This is a genomic window from Mixta sp. BE291 (assembly GCF_031457955.1).
Taxonomy (GTDB): domain Bacteria; phylum Pseudomonadota; class Gammaproteobacteria; order Enterobacterales; family Enterobacteriaceae; genus Mixta.
Map to the genome: position 1 here is coordinate 298,147 of NZ_JAVDXN010000001.1, position 16,394 is coordinate 314,540.

General features: G+C 52.1%; 14 protein-coding genes and 1 tRNA gene. All 15 read left to right on the forward strand.

Translation table 11 applies throughout. The annotated features are described in order from the left end of the window. Window positions 1-56 precede the first annotated feature (56 nt). The 15 genes from pgsA to J2X14_RS01375 all read left to right on the forward strand — a co-directional run bounded on the left by pgsA (window position 57) and on the right by J2X14_RS01375 (window position 16,386). Window positions 57-605: a CDP-diacylglycerol--glycerol-3-phosphate 3-phosphatidyltransferase gene (gene pgsA, locus J2X14_RS01305; protein ID WP_352409419.1), complete on the forward strand. Its 549-nt coding sequence runs from the start codon at window positions 57-59 to the stop codon at window positions 603-605. A gap of 142 nt (window positions 606-747) precedes the next feature. Next, window positions 748-823 (forward strand) — tRNA-Gly (locus J2X14_RS01310). Window positions 824-1,315: 492 nt separating this feature from the next. Then, entirely contained in the window at window positions 1,316-3,982 is a 2,667-nt protein-coding gene (locus tag J2X14_RS01315; RefSeq protein ID WP_352409420.1) for a two-partner secretion domain-containing protein, read from the forward strand. A gap of 58 nt (window positions 3,983-4,040) precedes the next feature. After that, on the forward strand, window positions 4,041-5,684 hold the full coding sequence (locus J2X14_RS01320; protein WP_352409421.1) for a ShlB/FhaC/HecB family hemolysin secretion/activation protein: 1,644 nt from the start codon (window positions 4,041-4,043) through the stop codon (window positions 5,682-5,684). 4 nt (window positions 5,685-5,688) lie between these two features. After that, window positions 5,689-6,087: a holo-ACP synthase gene (gene acpS / locus J2X14_RS01325; protein ID WP_352409422.1), complete on the forward strand. Its 399-nt coding sequence runs from the start codon at window positions 5,689-5,691 to the stop codon at window positions 6,085-6,087. A gap of 17 nt (window positions 6,088-6,104) precedes the next feature. Then, on the forward strand, window positions 6,105-6,860 hold the full coding sequence (locus tag J2X14_RS01330) for an SDR family oxidoreductase (protein WP_352409423.1): 756 nt from the start codon (window positions 6,105-6,107) through the stop codon (window positions 6,858-6,860). Between the two features lie 3 nt (window positions 6,861-6,863). Further along, window positions 6,864-7,412: a hotdog family protein gene (locus tag J2X14_RS01335; protein WP_352409424.1), complete on the forward strand. Its 549-nt coding sequence runs from the start codon at window positions 6,864-6,866 to the stop codon at window positions 7,410-7,412. A 16-nt stretch (window positions 7,413-7,428) separates the two neighbouring features. Further along, on the forward strand, window positions 7,429-7,743 hold the full coding sequence (locus J2X14_RS01340) for an acyl carrier protein (RefSeq protein ID WP_352409425.1): 315 nt from the start codon (window positions 7,429-7,431) through the stop codon (window positions 7,741-7,743). Beyond that, complete coding sequence (locus J2X14_RS01345; protein ID WP_352409426.1) at window positions 7,740-8,900, forward strand: aminomethyl transferase family protein; 1,161 nt, start codon at window positions 7,740-7,742, stop codon at window positions 8,898-8,900. Before J2X14_RS01340 ends, J2X14_RS01345 begins: the two co-directional genes overlap by 4 nt. Before the next feature lie 99 nt (window positions 8,901-8,999). Next, window positions 9,000-11,567, forward strand: a complete 2,568-nt coding sequence (locus tag J2X14_RS01350; protein ID WP_352409427.1) for a beta-ketoacyl synthase N-terminal-like domain-containing protein — start codon at window positions 9,000-9,002, stop codon at window positions 11,565-11,567. Next, window positions 11,560-12,789 carry a beta-ketoacyl synthase N-terminal-like domain-containing protein gene (locus J2X14_RS01355; protein WP_352409428.1) on the forward strand — a complete coding sequence of 410 codons (1,230 nt, stop codon included), beginning with the start codon at window positions 11,560-11,562 and terminating at the stop codon, window positions 12,787-12,789. Before J2X14_RS01350 ends, J2X14_RS01355 begins: the two co-directional genes overlap by 8 nt. Continuing rightward, a complete protein-coding gene (locus J2X14_RS01360) occupies window positions 12,782-13,732 on the forward strand; it encodes an ATP-binding protein (protein WP_352409429.1) in 951 nt (316 codons plus the stop codon). Before J2X14_RS01355 ends, J2X14_RS01360 begins: the two co-directional genes overlap by 8 nt. A gap of 10 nt (window positions 13,733-13,742) precedes the next feature. Further along, complete coding sequence (locus tag J2X14_RS01365; RefSeq protein WP_352409430.1) at window positions 13,743-14,441, forward strand: ABC transporter ATP-binding protein; 699 nt, start codon at window positions 13,743-13,745, stop codon at window positions 14,439-14,441. Next, complete coding sequence (locus J2X14_RS01370) at window positions 14,431-15,078, forward strand: hypothetical protein (RefSeq protein WP_352409431.1); 648 nt, start codon at window positions 14,431-14,433, stop codon at window positions 15,076-15,078. The genes J2X14_RS01365 and J2X14_RS01370 overlap by 11 nt, the downstream gene beginning before the upstream one ends. Further along, window positions 15,079-16,386: an ABC transporter permease gene (locus J2X14_RS01375; RefSeq protein WP_352409432.1), complete on the forward strand. Its 1,308-nt coding sequence runs from the start codon at window positions 15,079-15,081 to the stop codon at window positions 16,384-16,386. It abuts the gene before it with no gap. Window positions 16,387-16,394: the final 8 nt, after the last annotated feature.

Consider the following 16,394-nt stretch of genomic DNA (forward strand, 5'->3'; position numbering starts at 1 on the left):
GGCAATGTAGCAACATACGGGTAAACCCTACTCATGCCAGACAGTTAGCGTACCTTATGCAATTGAATATACCGACGTTGCTCACCCTGTTTCGTGTTGTGCTAATCCCTTTTTTTGTGCTGGCATTCTATCTGCCATTTCACTGGGGGCCGATGCTTTGCGCCATTATCTTTGTGATCGCGGCGATTACTGACTGGTTTGATGGTTTCCTCGCACGTCGCTGGAAACAATCAACGCGCTTTGGCGCCTTCCTTGATCCGGTTGCCGATAAGGTGATGGTGGCCATGGCGCTGGTGCTGGTGGCGGAACAGTTTCATGCCTGGTGGATCACCTTGCCTGCCGCGACGATGATTGCGCGTGAAATTATTATCTCTGCGCTGCGCGAGTGGATGGCGGAAATTGGCAAGCGCAGCAGCGTTGCGGTTTCCTGGATTGGTAAGGTTAAAACCACGGCGCAGATGCTGGCGCTGGTGGCGCTGTTATGGCATCCCAATCAGCTGGTTTCCGCCGTTGGCGTTGTGGCGCTCTATATCGCTGCGGTGCTGACTTTCTGGTCGATGTTTCAGTATTTAAGCGCGGCGCGCGGCGATCTGCTTGAACACTGATCGAGATGGTGTAAAAAGCAGCAAACGAATAGCGCGTGCGGATAATCTGGTTGACTCATCGGTACAGCAAAGTAGAATGCAATGCATCGGACGGGTATAGACCGGAAGATGAAAAAAATCAGCGGGTTGTTGGCTGATGTTTGCGGGAATAGCTCAGTTGGTAGAGCACGACCTTGCCAAGGTCGGGGTCGCGAGTTCGAGTCTCGTTTCCCGCTCCAAATTCTACGTTGCAGAAGGTTATCCTGGCTGTAACTCTCCGAAAAGGGCCGTAAGGCCCTTTTTGCGTTTCCGAAATCCCTCCCGCTTTTATTTCCCGGTCATGGGGCAACTGCACGCAGCTCTTTGCTTAAGTTATGTATCCGTGTTTTTTACTATGATTTACGATTTACCCCAGCCAGCTTAAAAGCGTATCTTGCAAACATCATTAAGGCTACGCCGTAACCACATATATTGCCGCGTACCGGGTTAATTAATGACTGGCGCCTCGTTAAATATAACGTTAGAAAAACATTGGCGCTACAGCGGGCATCGGTTCAGCGCGCCCGTAAGACTTACCGTTAGCAAATGGAAATATTGCAGCGCAAATTTATTGTTAGCAAATTTGCCGTCGAAAAAGGCAAAAGCATAATAAAACAGCGGACATCCGCTGTTTAGTGCTTGCTTTAACGCTTTTCGACATAAACAACAATGATCGTTATAACAGGTAAAATATGAACAACGCCATAAGCAAGCGCACTTGCACTAAATATCATCCGATTGCGGCATTTATTCTGTTGTCTTTCGCCAATGTATCCTCTGCCATTGCTGAAAAAAACACCCGCGTTTCAGTAATCAATGAGGTAACGATTATCGATATTAAAAAAGCGAACGATCACGGTATTTCGCATAATATCTACGATAAATTTAACGTAGATAAAAAAGGAATGATATTTAACAATAGTCAGAATGCGATTAATACCCAGTTGGCAGGTCAAATAAAAGGGAACAGTAATCTGACTTCAGGCGCGGCGAAAGTGATCCTTAACGAAGTTACCTCAAAAAATCAGAGCGCGTTACAGGGCTTGATGGAGGTCGCCGGAAGCAAAGCGCATCTAATTATTGCCAATCCAAATGGTATCAGCTGCCAGGGCTGTGGCTTTATTAATGCAGAAAAAGTCACCGTTACTGCCGGTAAACCCGATATGCAGAACGGAATACTGAAAGGATATCACGTTAACGGCGGTAGCGTTACGCTTACACAGTTGCAAAACAGCTCGCCAACCGAAGTTCTGGCGCGATCCATCACGGTTAAAGGCAAAGTCTATGCGGAAGAGCTATCGATGGTGGCAGGCAATAACTATGTTGATATTAACGGCAAGCCTGGCGGCACGGTAAAAGCTGCCGGAAATCGCAGTAATTATGGTATCGACGTCGCGGCCATCGGCGGAATGTATGCTAACAAGATTAGCCTGATAAGCAGTGAAAAAGGCGTAGGCGTACGCAATAGTGGGATCATCGCTGGCACAGCCGATATACAAATCGACAGTAACGGTAAACTTGTTAATAACCGTGGGCAAATAAAATCGGCCGGATTAATCAGCATTAAAACGCAGGGAAATCTGGATAACCTCACCGGTAAAATAAACAGCGAAAACGCTATTCATATCAATACCAATAAAAAAGAGATCAATAATAACGATTTGGGAAATATCGCAGCGAGAAAGGATGTCTATATTGATAGCGGCACTTTTAACAACATTAACGGTAAAATATCGGCTGGGGGCACTCTGGGCGTCAATACTCACAATAAGCTCCTGACAAATAAAGGCAAAGGCGACGCGGTGGGGATGCATGCGGGCGTCGTCATGCTGCAGGCGGGAATGCTGGATAACCTCAGCGGCTTGATAAAAGGCGGTTATGTCGGCGTAGCGACCAACCGCGTGAATAATACCAATGGCACTATCGAAGCCACAGGCGATATGGATATCAGCAGTAACGGAAATATAGAAAACCGCCAGGGACTGATACGCTCTACTGTTGGACATGTGCACCTTGATGCCGTCAGGGGCAGCGTGAACAATGGCAGCACGCGCACGGCGGATACCTTCAGTCAGGACTCGCAGGGCATCATTGCCGGTGCAGGAGGGATTCAGATCAAAACCGCCTCGCTGAATAATCGCACTGGTCAAATTGCCGCGAAAGGCGATATTTCGATAACCACTACGTCTGGGGTCGATAACTTTCAGGGTAAACTGACCGGCGAGAAAAATCTGTATGTTAAAGCGAAATCGATGTTAAATGGCCAGGCAGGTATAAGCACTACTGGCGATATCCGTATCGATGTCACCGATGAGTTTACCAATAGCATTGGTATCCTTAATTCTGACGAAGGTAACATCGAACTCCAGGCGTGGCGCGTTAATAATAAAGGCGGGTTAATTAACGGCCAGGATGTGACGATCCATGCTAAATCGGCGGTCGATAACAGCGCTGCGTTGCTGGTAGCCAATAAAAATTTAAGCATCACCGCCGCCAACCTGGTCAATAACAGCAATGCGCAGGAGTTTGCTGATACCTATGGCGGTTACTTCGCGATGCCAAATCAAAAGGGCGGGATGGTTGGTCGGGAAAGCCTTACCCTTAACGCGGGTCAGGTGAATAATAATAACAGCCGTCTTGTTTCTGAGTTTGGTAAGTTAACCATTAAGGCAAAAAACTATATCAATAATTCTTACGGCAGAATTGCCGCTGGCTCAGGGCTTTTATCGCTTGATGCTCATGATATCAATAACAATTATGCGGTAATAAACAGCAAAGGAAGCGCAACGATTAATAGTGCTGCGCTGTCAAACCGTAGCTCAGGCGATTTAATTCATAATAACGCCACTGGCATTATCTCCGCCGATAAAGATTTAACGCTTAACGTAGGCAGCACCTTCACTAACTATGGCTGGATAAATAGCAATGGCAATAACACCATTGCAATTGAGGGTGTTTTTTCTAATCGCAACGCCGTTAGCGCCGCAAGTGCTTTAAAAATTATCGCCAAAAACAGCATATTTAATTATAAAGATATCGCCTCAGATAACCAACTGATAATTAATTCTGGTGCCGATTTGAAAAATAGTTGGGGCAGTAATATGCGAGGAACATCATCAGCCACCGTTGATGTTAAAGGTGATTTATTGAATGAAGGCAACATGGTAAGTAATGGTCAGCTAACGATTAGTGCCGTCAGAAACATCTATAATTATCATTACATGTTGACTTCAGCAACGGCTAAAGTAAGTGCGAAAAAAATATTTAACAGTGGAGGCAACGCTTACCTGGGTGGCGCGACTGGCCTGGATTTAAAAGCGGATGAGGTAAAGAATAGCGGTGCGGTTATTGGACTGTAAATAAGTCATTTTATAAAAGCGTCAGGTTTCCTGTCGCTTTTATCCGTTGAGTTAATTAATGAAAAAAATAATTATCGTCCTGGGGCTGTGCACGTTTTACCACCTTCCCGCTGTAGCAGAAAGCAAGGTTAATCAGCTGATAAAGGAACAACAGCACAATGATAATGTCATTCGGCAGCAAAACCAGATAAAGAAAAAAGATATCTATTCCTCCCTTGCGACCACAAAGAGCAGTGAAATTAACATTCCTGACGAATCACCTTGCTTCAGAATCAAGCGCGTAATGTTAAACCATAATTTCCTTAAGGATAGCGCGATAAAGAAAATCAGAAAAAATATAGCGGGGCGCTGCCTGGGCAGACAGGGGATCTCCAGGCTGGCGCAAAGCCTGCAGGACAGGTTTATACGTGCGGGATACATCACCACGCGTATTGAAATCCCGCAGCAGGACTTATCCTCTAATTTATTGATATTGAATGTTGTCCCTGGAAAAATCGATGAGATCGTTATTGAACAGAATAGCGTTGCCAACGTTATTTTACCGTTTAGTCAAGGTGATATTCTTAACGTCAGGCATATTGAGCAGGGGCTGGAGAATTTACAACGCGTGCCGGGCGTGGACGTTAAAATCAACATCGAGCCGGGAAAGCGAGAGGGGTATAGCCGTATCGTAATTTATACCGTTCGGCAACAGCGCTGGAATATTCGCGCCTCGGTTAATAACTGGGGTGATAAAAGCACCGGGCAAATGCTGACCGGGCTGTCAGGCTATGCTTATAACATGGCGCATATCAACGATATTTTTTATCTCTCCGGCAGTCGCAGTGCATCAGGCGGTTATCACAGCATCAGCGCCTGGTACTCTTTTCCGCTGGGCTACTGGGAACATGAGTTTTTTTACAGCTATAGTCTGTCCCGGCAGTCAATAACGGTTGATGTACCTAATCTTAATTATAATGGGCACAATCACTACGCCAGCATTAAAACGTCCAGAACGCTTTATCGTGACAGAGACAAAAAAGTGACCATGTTTATTGAGGCATTACGAAGAAAATCTGATTATCGGCTGGGGGATATCAGGCTGGCATTACAAAAACGCGATATGAGCAATATCCACCTGGGCATTAACTATAAGCAAAATTACCCTGCCGCGATGTTAAACAGCACCCTTGGCTATCAACGTTTTACCCGCTGGTTTGGCGGGCACTTATCGCCTGATATGGCGCAGGGCGACGTCAGCTCAGGCAGCGAACTGTTTAACCTCAATATTAACTACCTTAAGCGGCTAAACTATCGTTCCATGCAGGCGCTTTATGATCTTAATCTGGGTATGCAATATGCGCCAGCGGCCTTAGTATTACAGGATCAATTATTTATTGGTCATCGCTGGAGCGTACGCGGTTTTGAAAACAGCGCCGGGTTTTATGGCGATAAAGGGTTTTATCTGCAAAATACTTTTTCTGTCAACACTGGCTTAGCTGATGCGGAATATTATTGCGGTATCGACTACGGCGAAGTAGCTATGTCACGCTCTGCGCAGCGGCGCGAGAAGACAAAAAGATTAATTGGGGCGGCAACCGGCTTTAAAGGAAAATTTAAATCGCTGGGCTATGATCTGTCGCTCTCTGTTCCGCTGCTTTATCCCGATAAAATAACAGCCAATAAAGCCACCATGAGTTTTAATCTCTACTATCAACTATGACAATATGACGCAAACAGGAATAACGCTTTTTGTTGGCACTGATATCGTTGAAGTCGCAAGAATCGAACGAGCGCTATCAGAGTGGAAAATGGACTTTCTGCAGCGCGTATTTACGCCGGGGGAAATCATTAAAATCAATGCCGATAATCCCGATCATGAACGGGCAGCGGGTTTTTGGGCCGCTAAAGAGTCAATGGTAAAAGCACTGGGGAGCGGCTTTCGTCACGGAATCCGTTTCCATGATATTGAAATCATCCATGATGAATATGGCTGCCCGCATATTCTATTGCATGGCGAAGCGAAAAAGGTTTTAACTAAAAAAGGCAGTGCGAAAATTTCATTAACCATTTCCCATTGTCGAACATATGCTATTGCCGTGGTTGCTGTGGTTACCCATAATTAATCTCACAGAGCGTGACTATGTATCTGTATAACGATCTCAACAATAAAAGCGTGTTGGTTAGCGGAGCCAGCGGAGATATTGGGCTGGCGGTTTGCAGGCAGTTTTTGCAGCAACAATGCCGGGTTTATGCCCTTTATCATTTACACGGCGACGCGCTGGCAGAATTAAAACAGCGTCATCCGCAGGGTGAACGGCTTGATATTATCCAGTGCGATTTAGCCAATGCCGAAGCGGTCAAGCAGCTCTCAGCTTATTTGACCACAACGGCAGGTAAGCTTGATGTGCTGGTGAATAACGCCGGTATCGTAAAGGATAGTTTGTTCGCCGCGATGAGTGTCGCCGCGTTCAGTAGCGTGATAGAAACCAATTTGTTAACGGCGTTCAGGCTGACCAAAGAGACACTGATGCTGCTCAGGGCCGCCGAAGCGCCCGCGATCGTGAATGTGGCTTCCCTTGCGGCGATTGTTCCCAGCGTCGGGCAGATCAACTACAGCGCTGCCAAAAGCGGCATGCTGGGTTTTACCCGCACGCTGGCTGCGGAACTGGCATCAGGGGGCGTGCGGGTCAATGCGGTAGCGCCGGGGATGATTGAATCAAGAATGGTTAAAAAAGTCTCGCGCACCGTCGTCAGGGAGGTAACCCAAACGATTCCGCTAAAACGTCTGGGGCGCTGTGAAGAAGTGGCCAATACGATTGTTTATTTAAGCTCCTCCGCATCAAGTTACATTGTGGGGCAAACCCTGGTTATTGATGGCGGCCTGGTAATGCGGTGATGTATGCGTAAACATTTTATTCCGCCGCAGGTTTTCCTGGAAATGGGCGGCTGGCGGCAGCCCCTATTGATGGTTGATCGGATTAATCACTATCAATATGGTGAAAAAGGCAGAATCGACGTTATTAAACATGTTACTTACAATGAATCTTATATGCTGGGGCATTTCCCCGATAACCCGATTATGCCGGGCGCAATGATTGCTGAAATTTTCGGTCAGGCAAGCGAGTATTTCTCTTTTTTAACTGACGTATGCGATATCTATCGCGCACGTTACGATATTGACTTGCAATCGCTGCGTGATATTTGCAGTAAAATAGATGATGAAAACCTGCGCGATATTATTCGCACGCGCCGCGCTCAGGTTCAGGGTTTTTTGGCTGCGCAGAACCTTAAGTTTAAAGGTATCGCCTGGCCTGGAGATACTATCGAGGTAACCAGCCAGCTTATTTTTTCAGATCGTAAAGGGTTTAAACATTATTCCGTTTGTGCGCGCGTTGGCAAAAAAACGATCGGTAACGGAACGATTATTAATTACCGGGAAGTAAAATAGAACAGGGAGTTTTATCATGGGTACGATGCAAGAGGATATAGCAGAGCGCAAAGCCATTCTGTTGACGCTGAAAACAGAGCTGATTCAGCGTTTGAATATTCAACGCCAGCCCGGCCAGATTGATGATGATAGCCCGCTGTTTGGTAATGGTCTGAAGCTTGATTCGGTAGATGCCACCGAAATTCTGGTGCTGCTGGATAACGTTTTTAATATTAAGGTGAGCGAAGGTGACGATCCCGCCTGGATGCGCACCATTAATAATATGGCCTCTTTTATTATTGCGAAAAAACGTGCCGACCAATCCCAACCATTAGCGGAAAACAGACAATGAACGTGCTTCACGATGTGCATATGGCTCACCGGGCAAAAATGGGCCGTTATAATAATAAAACGCTGCCTGCCGCTTATTACGAACCGGCTATTGAATACCGCGCGGTAAGAGAAAACGCGCTGTTAGTGGATTATTCCCATATGTCGCTGGTCCGCGTAACGGGTGAAGATGCCTGGGCGCTGGTGAATTATTGCGTTTCGGCCGATGTCGCTACCTTGCGTGATGAGCAGGCGCTTTACTCTCTGGTGCTGAATGAAAAGGGCGCCGTGCGCGGTGATGTTTATATCCTTTGCGCAGAAGCAGGCTATTACCTGTTATCAGAAAATATCACCGCCACGGAAATGGTCGCCTGTTTGCAGTCGGCCTTAAACAAGGCCGATGAGCTGGATATTCAGGAGACGCCAGAAATTAGCGTGCTGGATGACGCGGGCTGGGGAGCGATACTGCTGGAAGGGCCTTACGCGTGGGAAATACTGGCGGAAATTTACGGCTTTGATGTTATCGGCTTGCCCTATCACGAATTTATGCAGGCCGCCGAAGCGCTGATGGTTCTCCGCTGCGGTAAACATGGCGAATATGCCTATTTAATAGTGGGCGAGCAAGCGGCGCTGACGCAACTGTGGTTAAGGCTGCTGGCGGTGGGGGAAAAATTCCAGCTGAAAGCGGGCGGCCTGGCTTATCAGCAAACCGTAAGGGTTGAAAACCCTTGCTGGGATGCGCTGCGCTACCAGGGCGATCTGCTCCATCCCGTCGAACTGCAGCTGCAATGGGCCGTTGAATACGGCAAGGAGCACTTTGTTGGCAAAGCGGCGATAGAGGCGATCGCGCATAACGGCGCGGCGCGTAAGCTTATCGGCGTTCTTCCGCTGGACGCAAGCGCAGAGATTCGTGTGGACGATCGGCTGCTGGTAGATAAGCAGGCGGTGGGCCAGGTGATCAATAGCGCGTATTCGCCCGCACGCGGATCATCTATTGCACTGGCAATGATCGACGCCGAATGGGCCTGGGCGGATATCAAGGGCTTCACGTTGCAAACCGCCGCGGGCGAGGTGGCTGCCATGACGCACAATCTGCCTTTCCTCTATAACCTCAGCATGCGGGTCAGCCCAACGGAACACAGCTTTATTGATGGCACGAAACCGCGCTGCGCGGAATAAAAGGATAAGGGCAAAAAATTGAATCCAGGTAGTCAACCAGCCCGGCGCGGCTCTGATACCTGTTCACTAACGCTTATCGCGAGGTCGTCGGCAGGGAGCATGATGAAAAACAGAAAAAGAGTCGTTATTACCGGAATGGGGATTCTGTCGCCGCTGGCGGATAATATCGCCGACTTTCGCCAGGCGCTGTTCAGTAAACGCTGCGCGGTTGCTGACAGCCAGCGCTTTTCCCGTTGGTTTGACCAGGCGCGTGCAGCGGAAATCCGCTGTTGCGAGGTCGATGGGCTTGCTGATGAGGTGATTGCCTCGCTCGATAATGCCGCCCTCTGGGCCTGGAAGGTTGGCCGCGATGCGCTAAAGCAGGCGGGACTGGAGCAGCAGCAGGCGCTGCTTGACCAGGCCGGGCTGATTATCGGCGTCTCTTCCGCCGGAACCGAAGCCTTTCTACCGCTTTTTGAGCGGCGCATGCATGACTTTTCGCTGGCGAAAGCGATCTTCTCCGGCGGCTTCTCCTCCTGCTGTTCCAGCGTTTCCAGCCTGTTGGGGCTGAAAGGCGGCGTCGAACTGGTCGCCACCGCCTGCACCGCCAGCCCCAATGCCATCGGCATGGCCTTTGATTATATCCAGAACGGCAAAAGCCCGATTATGCTGGCCGCCGGGACCGAACCGATCTATTTGCCTACCTTCGCCGGTTTTTACGCGCTGAATGTGATGCATGCCGAGTCCTGCACGCCTTTCTCCGGCACGCCAGGCATGTCTATCGGCGAAGGCGCGGGCGCGCTGGTACTGGAGGAGTATCAGCATGCCGTTGATCGTGGCGCAACGCTCTACGGAGAAATTCTGTCGTACGCCACCTCATGCGATGCCTGGCATGAAACCGGGCCGGATCCGCGGGCGAACGGTGCGGTGCAGGTCATGATAAAAGCGCTGCACAATGCCGGTGTGGCGCCGGAGCAGGTAGATTATGTCAATCTGCACGGTACCGGCACTGAAGCTAACGATCGCACTGAGACGCTGGCGATGAAAAGGGTGTTCCCGCAGCGCGCCAGCCTGCCGGTGAGTTCCACCAAGTCCTTTTTCGGCCATACCATTGGCGCGGCGGGGGTGGTGGAGCTTATCGCCTGTCTGGTGACCTTACCGGAACAGCGCATTCTGCCAACGCTGAATTTCGCCACGCCTCGCGCTAACTGCGATCTCGATTATGTCGCCAATGACTTCCGCCAAAAAGCGGTCAACGTTTTCGTGAAAAACAATTATGCCTTTGGCGGCAATAATTGCAGCCTGGTGCTGAGTACCCAACCCGCATCGGTGCCGGTTAGCGCCTATCAGGAACAGCGCGTGGCGATATCCGGCGTCGGCGCGGTCACGGCGCTTGGGCACACCATCAATGACATGCTGGAGGCGATCTGGTCATCTGAGCGGCCGGTTACGCTGCAACCGGTGGCGTTTCATCAGGATACGCTGGCGGAAGTGGGCGAGCTGCTGGCTGTGCTGCGCGCCACTCGTCAGTTTGAAACCGTGCTGGGTGCCAGCCTGCCAGACGATGCTGCGCATTTGCCGGAGCATAACCCGAACTTTAACACCTTCCAGATCGGCGGGCTGGACCCGCGTCGGCATCTGCGCCGTTACGATCGGCGCAAGGCGACGCGCGGCGGCACATTTGCCTTGATTGCGCTCTGTGCGGCGTTAACCAGCGGCAAACGTAAAATCAGCAAAGATGGCGATGAGATCGGTTTGATCATGGGCATGGCGCGCGGCCCGCAGGAAACCACTGGGAAATATCTGCAAAGTCTACAGCCCAATCCACGCAAGGTGCGCACCTCCGAGTTTCCTGGCTCGTTAATGAATGCGATTGCCACTTTTTGCGGCATCTCTGAAGGTATTAAAGGCTACACCACCACGCTGGCAACCGGCGAAAACGCGGCGCTGGGCGCGCTGACCTATGGCTATGAAATCATTCGTCAGCAGCTGCAATCACAGGTGATTGTTGGCGGCGCGGATGAGCATTTCCCCTCAATGGCGCTGTATATGGATGCTCTCACGCAGAAACTACAGCTCACGGCGGATGCGCAGGATTATCAGATCTACGCGAAGACGCCGCAGGGTTTTATACCCGGCGAAGGGGCCTGCATGCTGCTGCTGGAAGCGCCTGAAACCGCCGTTGCCAGAGGCGCGACGGTGCTGGCGGAGATCGTGGGTTACGGCAAGGCGTGCAGCAACAGTTACTTTACTCCAGGGCAAGTAAACGAGAAAACGCAGGCGATGACGCTGGCGATCGGCAGGGCGCTGGCGGATGCCGGGCTGACCGCCAAAGATATCGATCTGGTCTGCGGCAGCAGCAATGGCAGCCAGCAAAGTGCAGCGACAGAAGTTGAGGCCATCTGGCAAACCTTCCGGCAGGAAAAGCCGCAGGTGCCGGTGGTGAACTATAACGCCTTCTTTGGCTTTGTCGCCTCCTGCGCCGGGCTGCTGAACCTGGCGGTACTGATCGACTGTTTCAGGCAGCAGCGGGTGCCGGCCATTCCCTATACGCAGCAGTTTTGCGATCGGCGGCTGAATTTTGTTCGGCAACCGCAGGCGCTGTCGCTCACGCACCTGCTGTTGCTGGGCGCAAACGAAGCCGGAAACTATTACGCGTTGGTGATCAAGGGGCAACGGCGTGGATAACGCAGCGATGATTGCGGGTTACAGCCTCTGCTTGCCGTTCGCCAGCAGCCATCATGAGCTGATTGCCAATCTGCGACAGGGCAAGCAGGTAGCGACCCGCGCATGGTTTAACTCTGACAGCGATGCCATCAAAGGCGGATTTAAACGGAACTGGCGCTATGCGCCGCTGCCTTCTGACCAACAGAGCCTGTTTGCGCGCTTGCTGGCGCTGATTGACCACGCGCTCGAACAGGCGCGGCTGGATCAGCGCTGCCTGAGCGGAGAAAAGGTGCGGGTTTATCTGACGGGGCAGGGACCAAGGGTGGATGCCAAAGCGTATAAATCGTTCTACGACCGCAACGATATCGAAGATATCAAGCTGACGCCCGCGGTAAAGCAGCTGCATGCGGCAAATATGTCGCAGGATCGCCTGGCGCATCAGCTGGCGCAACGCTATGGCTTGCGGCATCTGCCGCCCAATCTCAACTGCGCCAGCAATTCGGCGCTGGCGGCGCTGCATATTGGCAGCCAGGCGATTGAAAAGGGGGGTGTCGATCTGATCATGGTGATCGGCTGCGCCGAGATCAAAACGCAGGATCTCTGGTTTCTGGAAAGCCAGTCGATGCTGGCGAGCGAAGAGGTGCAGCCTTTTGGCGAACGCAGCAACAGCGTGCTGGCTGCCGAAGGGCTATGCGTCATGCTGCTGGAAAGCCGCCGACATCGTGCTGCCCGCCAGCTCAGGGGCGGCATCCGGCTGCGGTCGCTATACGAGCAGATCGGCGCAAACCGACGCCATGACAGCGCCTGGTTAACCGCCAGCCTGTTCAGGCTGATGAAAAAAGCGCTGCTGCAAACCGGCGTGGGGCTGGCCGATCTCTGCGCAATTATACCCCACGGCAACGGCGCGCAAAGCAGTGATAAGGCTGAGGCGCAGGCGCTCGTTCAGTTATTAGCGGACGTTCCGCTGCCGCTGCTGGCTTATAAAGGGCAGATTGGCTATACCGCCACCAGTTCTGGCCTGGTGGATCTTATTATCGCTCACCACGCCTTAACCCAGCGCGAGCTGATTCCGGCACGGGCCAATGACGCCATTATAAACGCGTTGGCGCCCTACCTGCTGACCGGCGAGGAAACGGTCACGCATGATAAACCGCATCTGCTGAAAACCGGCGTCAGCGTGGACGGGGCGATTATCGCTGTGTTGCTGTCTGACGCGGTGCGGCGGGAGGGCGAAGATGAATAACTGCTATTTATCTGCTTTCGCGCTGATGGAGCCGCGGGAGACGTTTTACCTCTACCATCCCAGCTGGTTAAACGTCTGGGAATCGCACCTCTATAACCTGGCGATAAAAGCCACGCAGGCTCAGGGCTGGCTTTTTAAACGTTTCGGCTGCGACAGCCAGCTTTATGCGCGGGAGATGATCCGCAAGCCAGACTATCTGCCCTATCTTGAGGCGGTAGAGCAGGCCGCCGACCAGGCGCTGATGCAGCTGGCGACGAAAGAGCGCATGCGACTGCTGAAATCGCGTACCGCTTTGATTTATGTCGATGCCTGGGGCGAGTCGGGATTATTTGAAAACATCACCAGCGCCCTGCATGTCACCATGTTGGATAGCCTGCCCAAAAGCCTGTTGAAAAAGTTCGCGGTAAAGGGATTTACCTGCAAAGTACGCGGAGAACAGCACGCTTTGATGCAGGCAATAAGCATGACGCAGGATTATCTGAACTGGGATCTGTTTGATTTTGTGGTGATCTGCGCCGCGTATCGCGCCATTCCGCTGCTGGCTTTTTCCACGGCGCAGAGCGTTAACAACGCCAGCCGGGAGATCCATATGAATATCTCCGTAGAGCGCGTCGGCTGCTTTATTTTTAGCCAGCGCGCGAGCCCGTTTCAGGTGGCATGCGGCAGCTACATGCCTCTGCCCGCTAACGCCCCGACGCTGGAAAGGTTATACGGCGATACCGCTCAGATCGCCGTTGCCGGTTTACACCCCCAGCTGCCTGTGCTGCAACCGACCGCAGAAATCATCAGCCTGAGCGAAAAGTATGGCGACAGCGGCTGTGTTTCTCCAGCGCTGAGCTGGGTTTACCTGGCGCGTCACGCCGCCTCTGGCGGGGAAATGCGCACGGTAATGCCGGACGCGTCAGGCAGTTATCACTATTTCGACACGCGATATCAGCCGTAAGGACGCAGGAATGACCAGTCATATCAGGGAGCTGCCAGCGCTGGCGCTAAGCGCGGTGAGTAAAAGCTACGGCCATAATGAGGGTAAGGTCGATGCGCTTACGGCAATAAACCTGGAGATCGCGCACGGCGAATTTGTGGCGCTGTGCGGGCCGTCAGGCAGCGGCAAAAGCACGCTGCTGAATATCTTATCCGGCATCGACCAACCTTCCAGCGGAACGGTGCTGTTTTTCGGCAAGATGCTCAACGCGCTTCATGAGAAACAGCTTTCCGCCATCCGCAGCCAGTACCTCGGTTTTATTTTTCAGTTTTTTAACCTGATACCGGTGCTAAGCGCGTTCGACAACGTCTGTTATCCGCTGCTGCTTAACGGGCGCTATCAGAAAAACGAGGCCAACGCGCGTGCATGGGATTATCTGCAGCGCGTCGGGCTGGCGCATCTGGCGCAGCGTAAACCAGGGCAGCTTTCCGGCGGGCAGCAGCAGCGAGTCGCCATCGCCAGAGCGCTGGCGCATCAGCCGAAGCTGGTGGTGGCGGATGAGCCGACGGGCAACCTTGATTCCGCAACCGGCGAGGCGATTGTCGATCTGCTTATCAAGATCAATCAGGAAACCGGCACCACGTTCGTTATCTCAACCCATTCGGCGCAGTTAAAAGCGCGCGCCGGACGCGTGGTTGCAATCAGGGATGGACGCATCGATGAGGCTTAACCACAGGCTGAGCTGTGCGCTGAGTTTGCTGGTGCTTTTCAGCGCGCAGGCGGAGAAAAACCGCGTGCCGCCAGCGGTGGAAAACATTATCCAGCATCAGTTTCCCGTGAACCGTGCCGAATTGCAGAGGGTGACAGAAACATTGTTTACGGAATATCAGCAGCAGAAAAACGTCACCTCATTGATGTTCTACGCCTACGGCACATTAAAGCTGGCGGCGCAGCGGGCGGAGGAAAACGACATGATCGGGGCTGCGGAGTATGCCCGTGCAGGCTTCTTTTGGCTGGATGAGGCCGCAGAGCGTAATGAAACCGATGCGCGCGTGCGCTATTTAAGGGCGCGTATCGACGCCTTTCTTCCCGCGTCTGCCGGACGCTGTGTTATCGCGCTCAGCGACACGCAGTTTATTTTGAACAGTGCGCAAACCTTCCCGCAGGCGCTGCGCAGCAAGGTGAAATATATGCGTTATCGCGCCCTTGTCAGCTGTGGGCAAGAGGCGCACGCGCACGCGCTGCTGAACCAGCTAAAGCAGGAAAGTCCGCGTTTGACCGCGCTGGCGTTAGCGCCGGATGCCACGCCCGACTGGGATATCAGCGAAGCCACGCAAATCGTGCTGCCTTTAGCGGAGGGAAAGTAAATGGCGGTTATCATCAGCGCGATCGCCGCCGCGCTTATTAGCGGTTTTGTGCTTTATTGCGCGCTCTGCAGCAGGCAGCTAACCACCTTCGCGCTGTTGAATCTTTTCCGCCACAAGCGGCGTTCCATTTCGACGCTGATGGCGATGATTATCGGCGGCGTGGCGGTTTTTTGCTGGGGCGGGTTTAGCGATTACGCGTTCTGGATCCTGAAACAGCAAACCATCAGGATGAATGTGGGTCATCTTCAGCTCTACAATCCCGTCTATTTCCAGACCGCAAACAGAAACCTGAGCCTGATTCACGATTATCCAACATTGAAAGCGGAAATAGAAAACCATCCCGATCTGTCGTCGGCGATTGCCACGCTGTCCGGTCAGCTGGAGTTCACCGGCGTTATTTCACATTATGAAAATGAAACCGCAAGCTATTTTTCCGCGCTGGGCATTGAACCGTTACCGGCGCTGAAACTTGGCGCTTTTGAGAAGCAGATATCCGGGAGCGAACTCTCGCGCATTAAACCCCTGGAGGCGACGCTGGGCAGCGGGTTAGCCGCAACGCTTAACGCGCACTATGCCGACTGGCTGGATGTAATGGTGGTGAACAGCAGCGGCGGACAGGGAGCGCTCTCGTTAAAACTGCGCGGCATATTTTCCTCCGGCATTAAAGATTATGACGACGTGGCAATGAAAGTACCGCTGGTGACCGCCCAGCGCATCATGGGCACGCAGGGCGTCACTAAAGTGCTTATCCTGTTGAAAAACGATGCCGATGTGTTGGCGTTTCGTGCGAAGCTGCAGCGCGTTATCGATGAGAAAAACCTGCCGTTGACCATCCGCAGCTGGAAAGAGGTGTCGCCATTCTATCAACAGGTGGAAAGCCTGCTCTCCGGCATCTCTTTCTTTATCCGGGCGATGGTGGCGCTGATGGTTATTTTTATGATCGGCAATGCCATGACCATGAATATCGTTGAACGTACCCGCGAGATCACCACGCTACGCGCCATTGGCCTGCGGCCGCTTGCTATTAACCGGCTGCTGTTACTGGAAGGGATATTTATCGGCGGGCTGGGCGGGCTGGGTAGCCTGCTGGTGGGATCGGTGCTGGCCGGGCTGGTTAATTTACAGGGGATTGCGATGCCGCCTTCGCCCGGACAAACCCACGGCTATACCGCCTTTATCAAAACCGACAGCGCTGAACTGTTTGCCGTGACCTTTCTGTTACCGGTAGTGACCTCCGCCCTGGCCGCCATTTTACCGGCGATACGCGCCTCCCGTTTGAATATCGCGGACGCGTTTAAATTCAGCTAAAGGAAAAG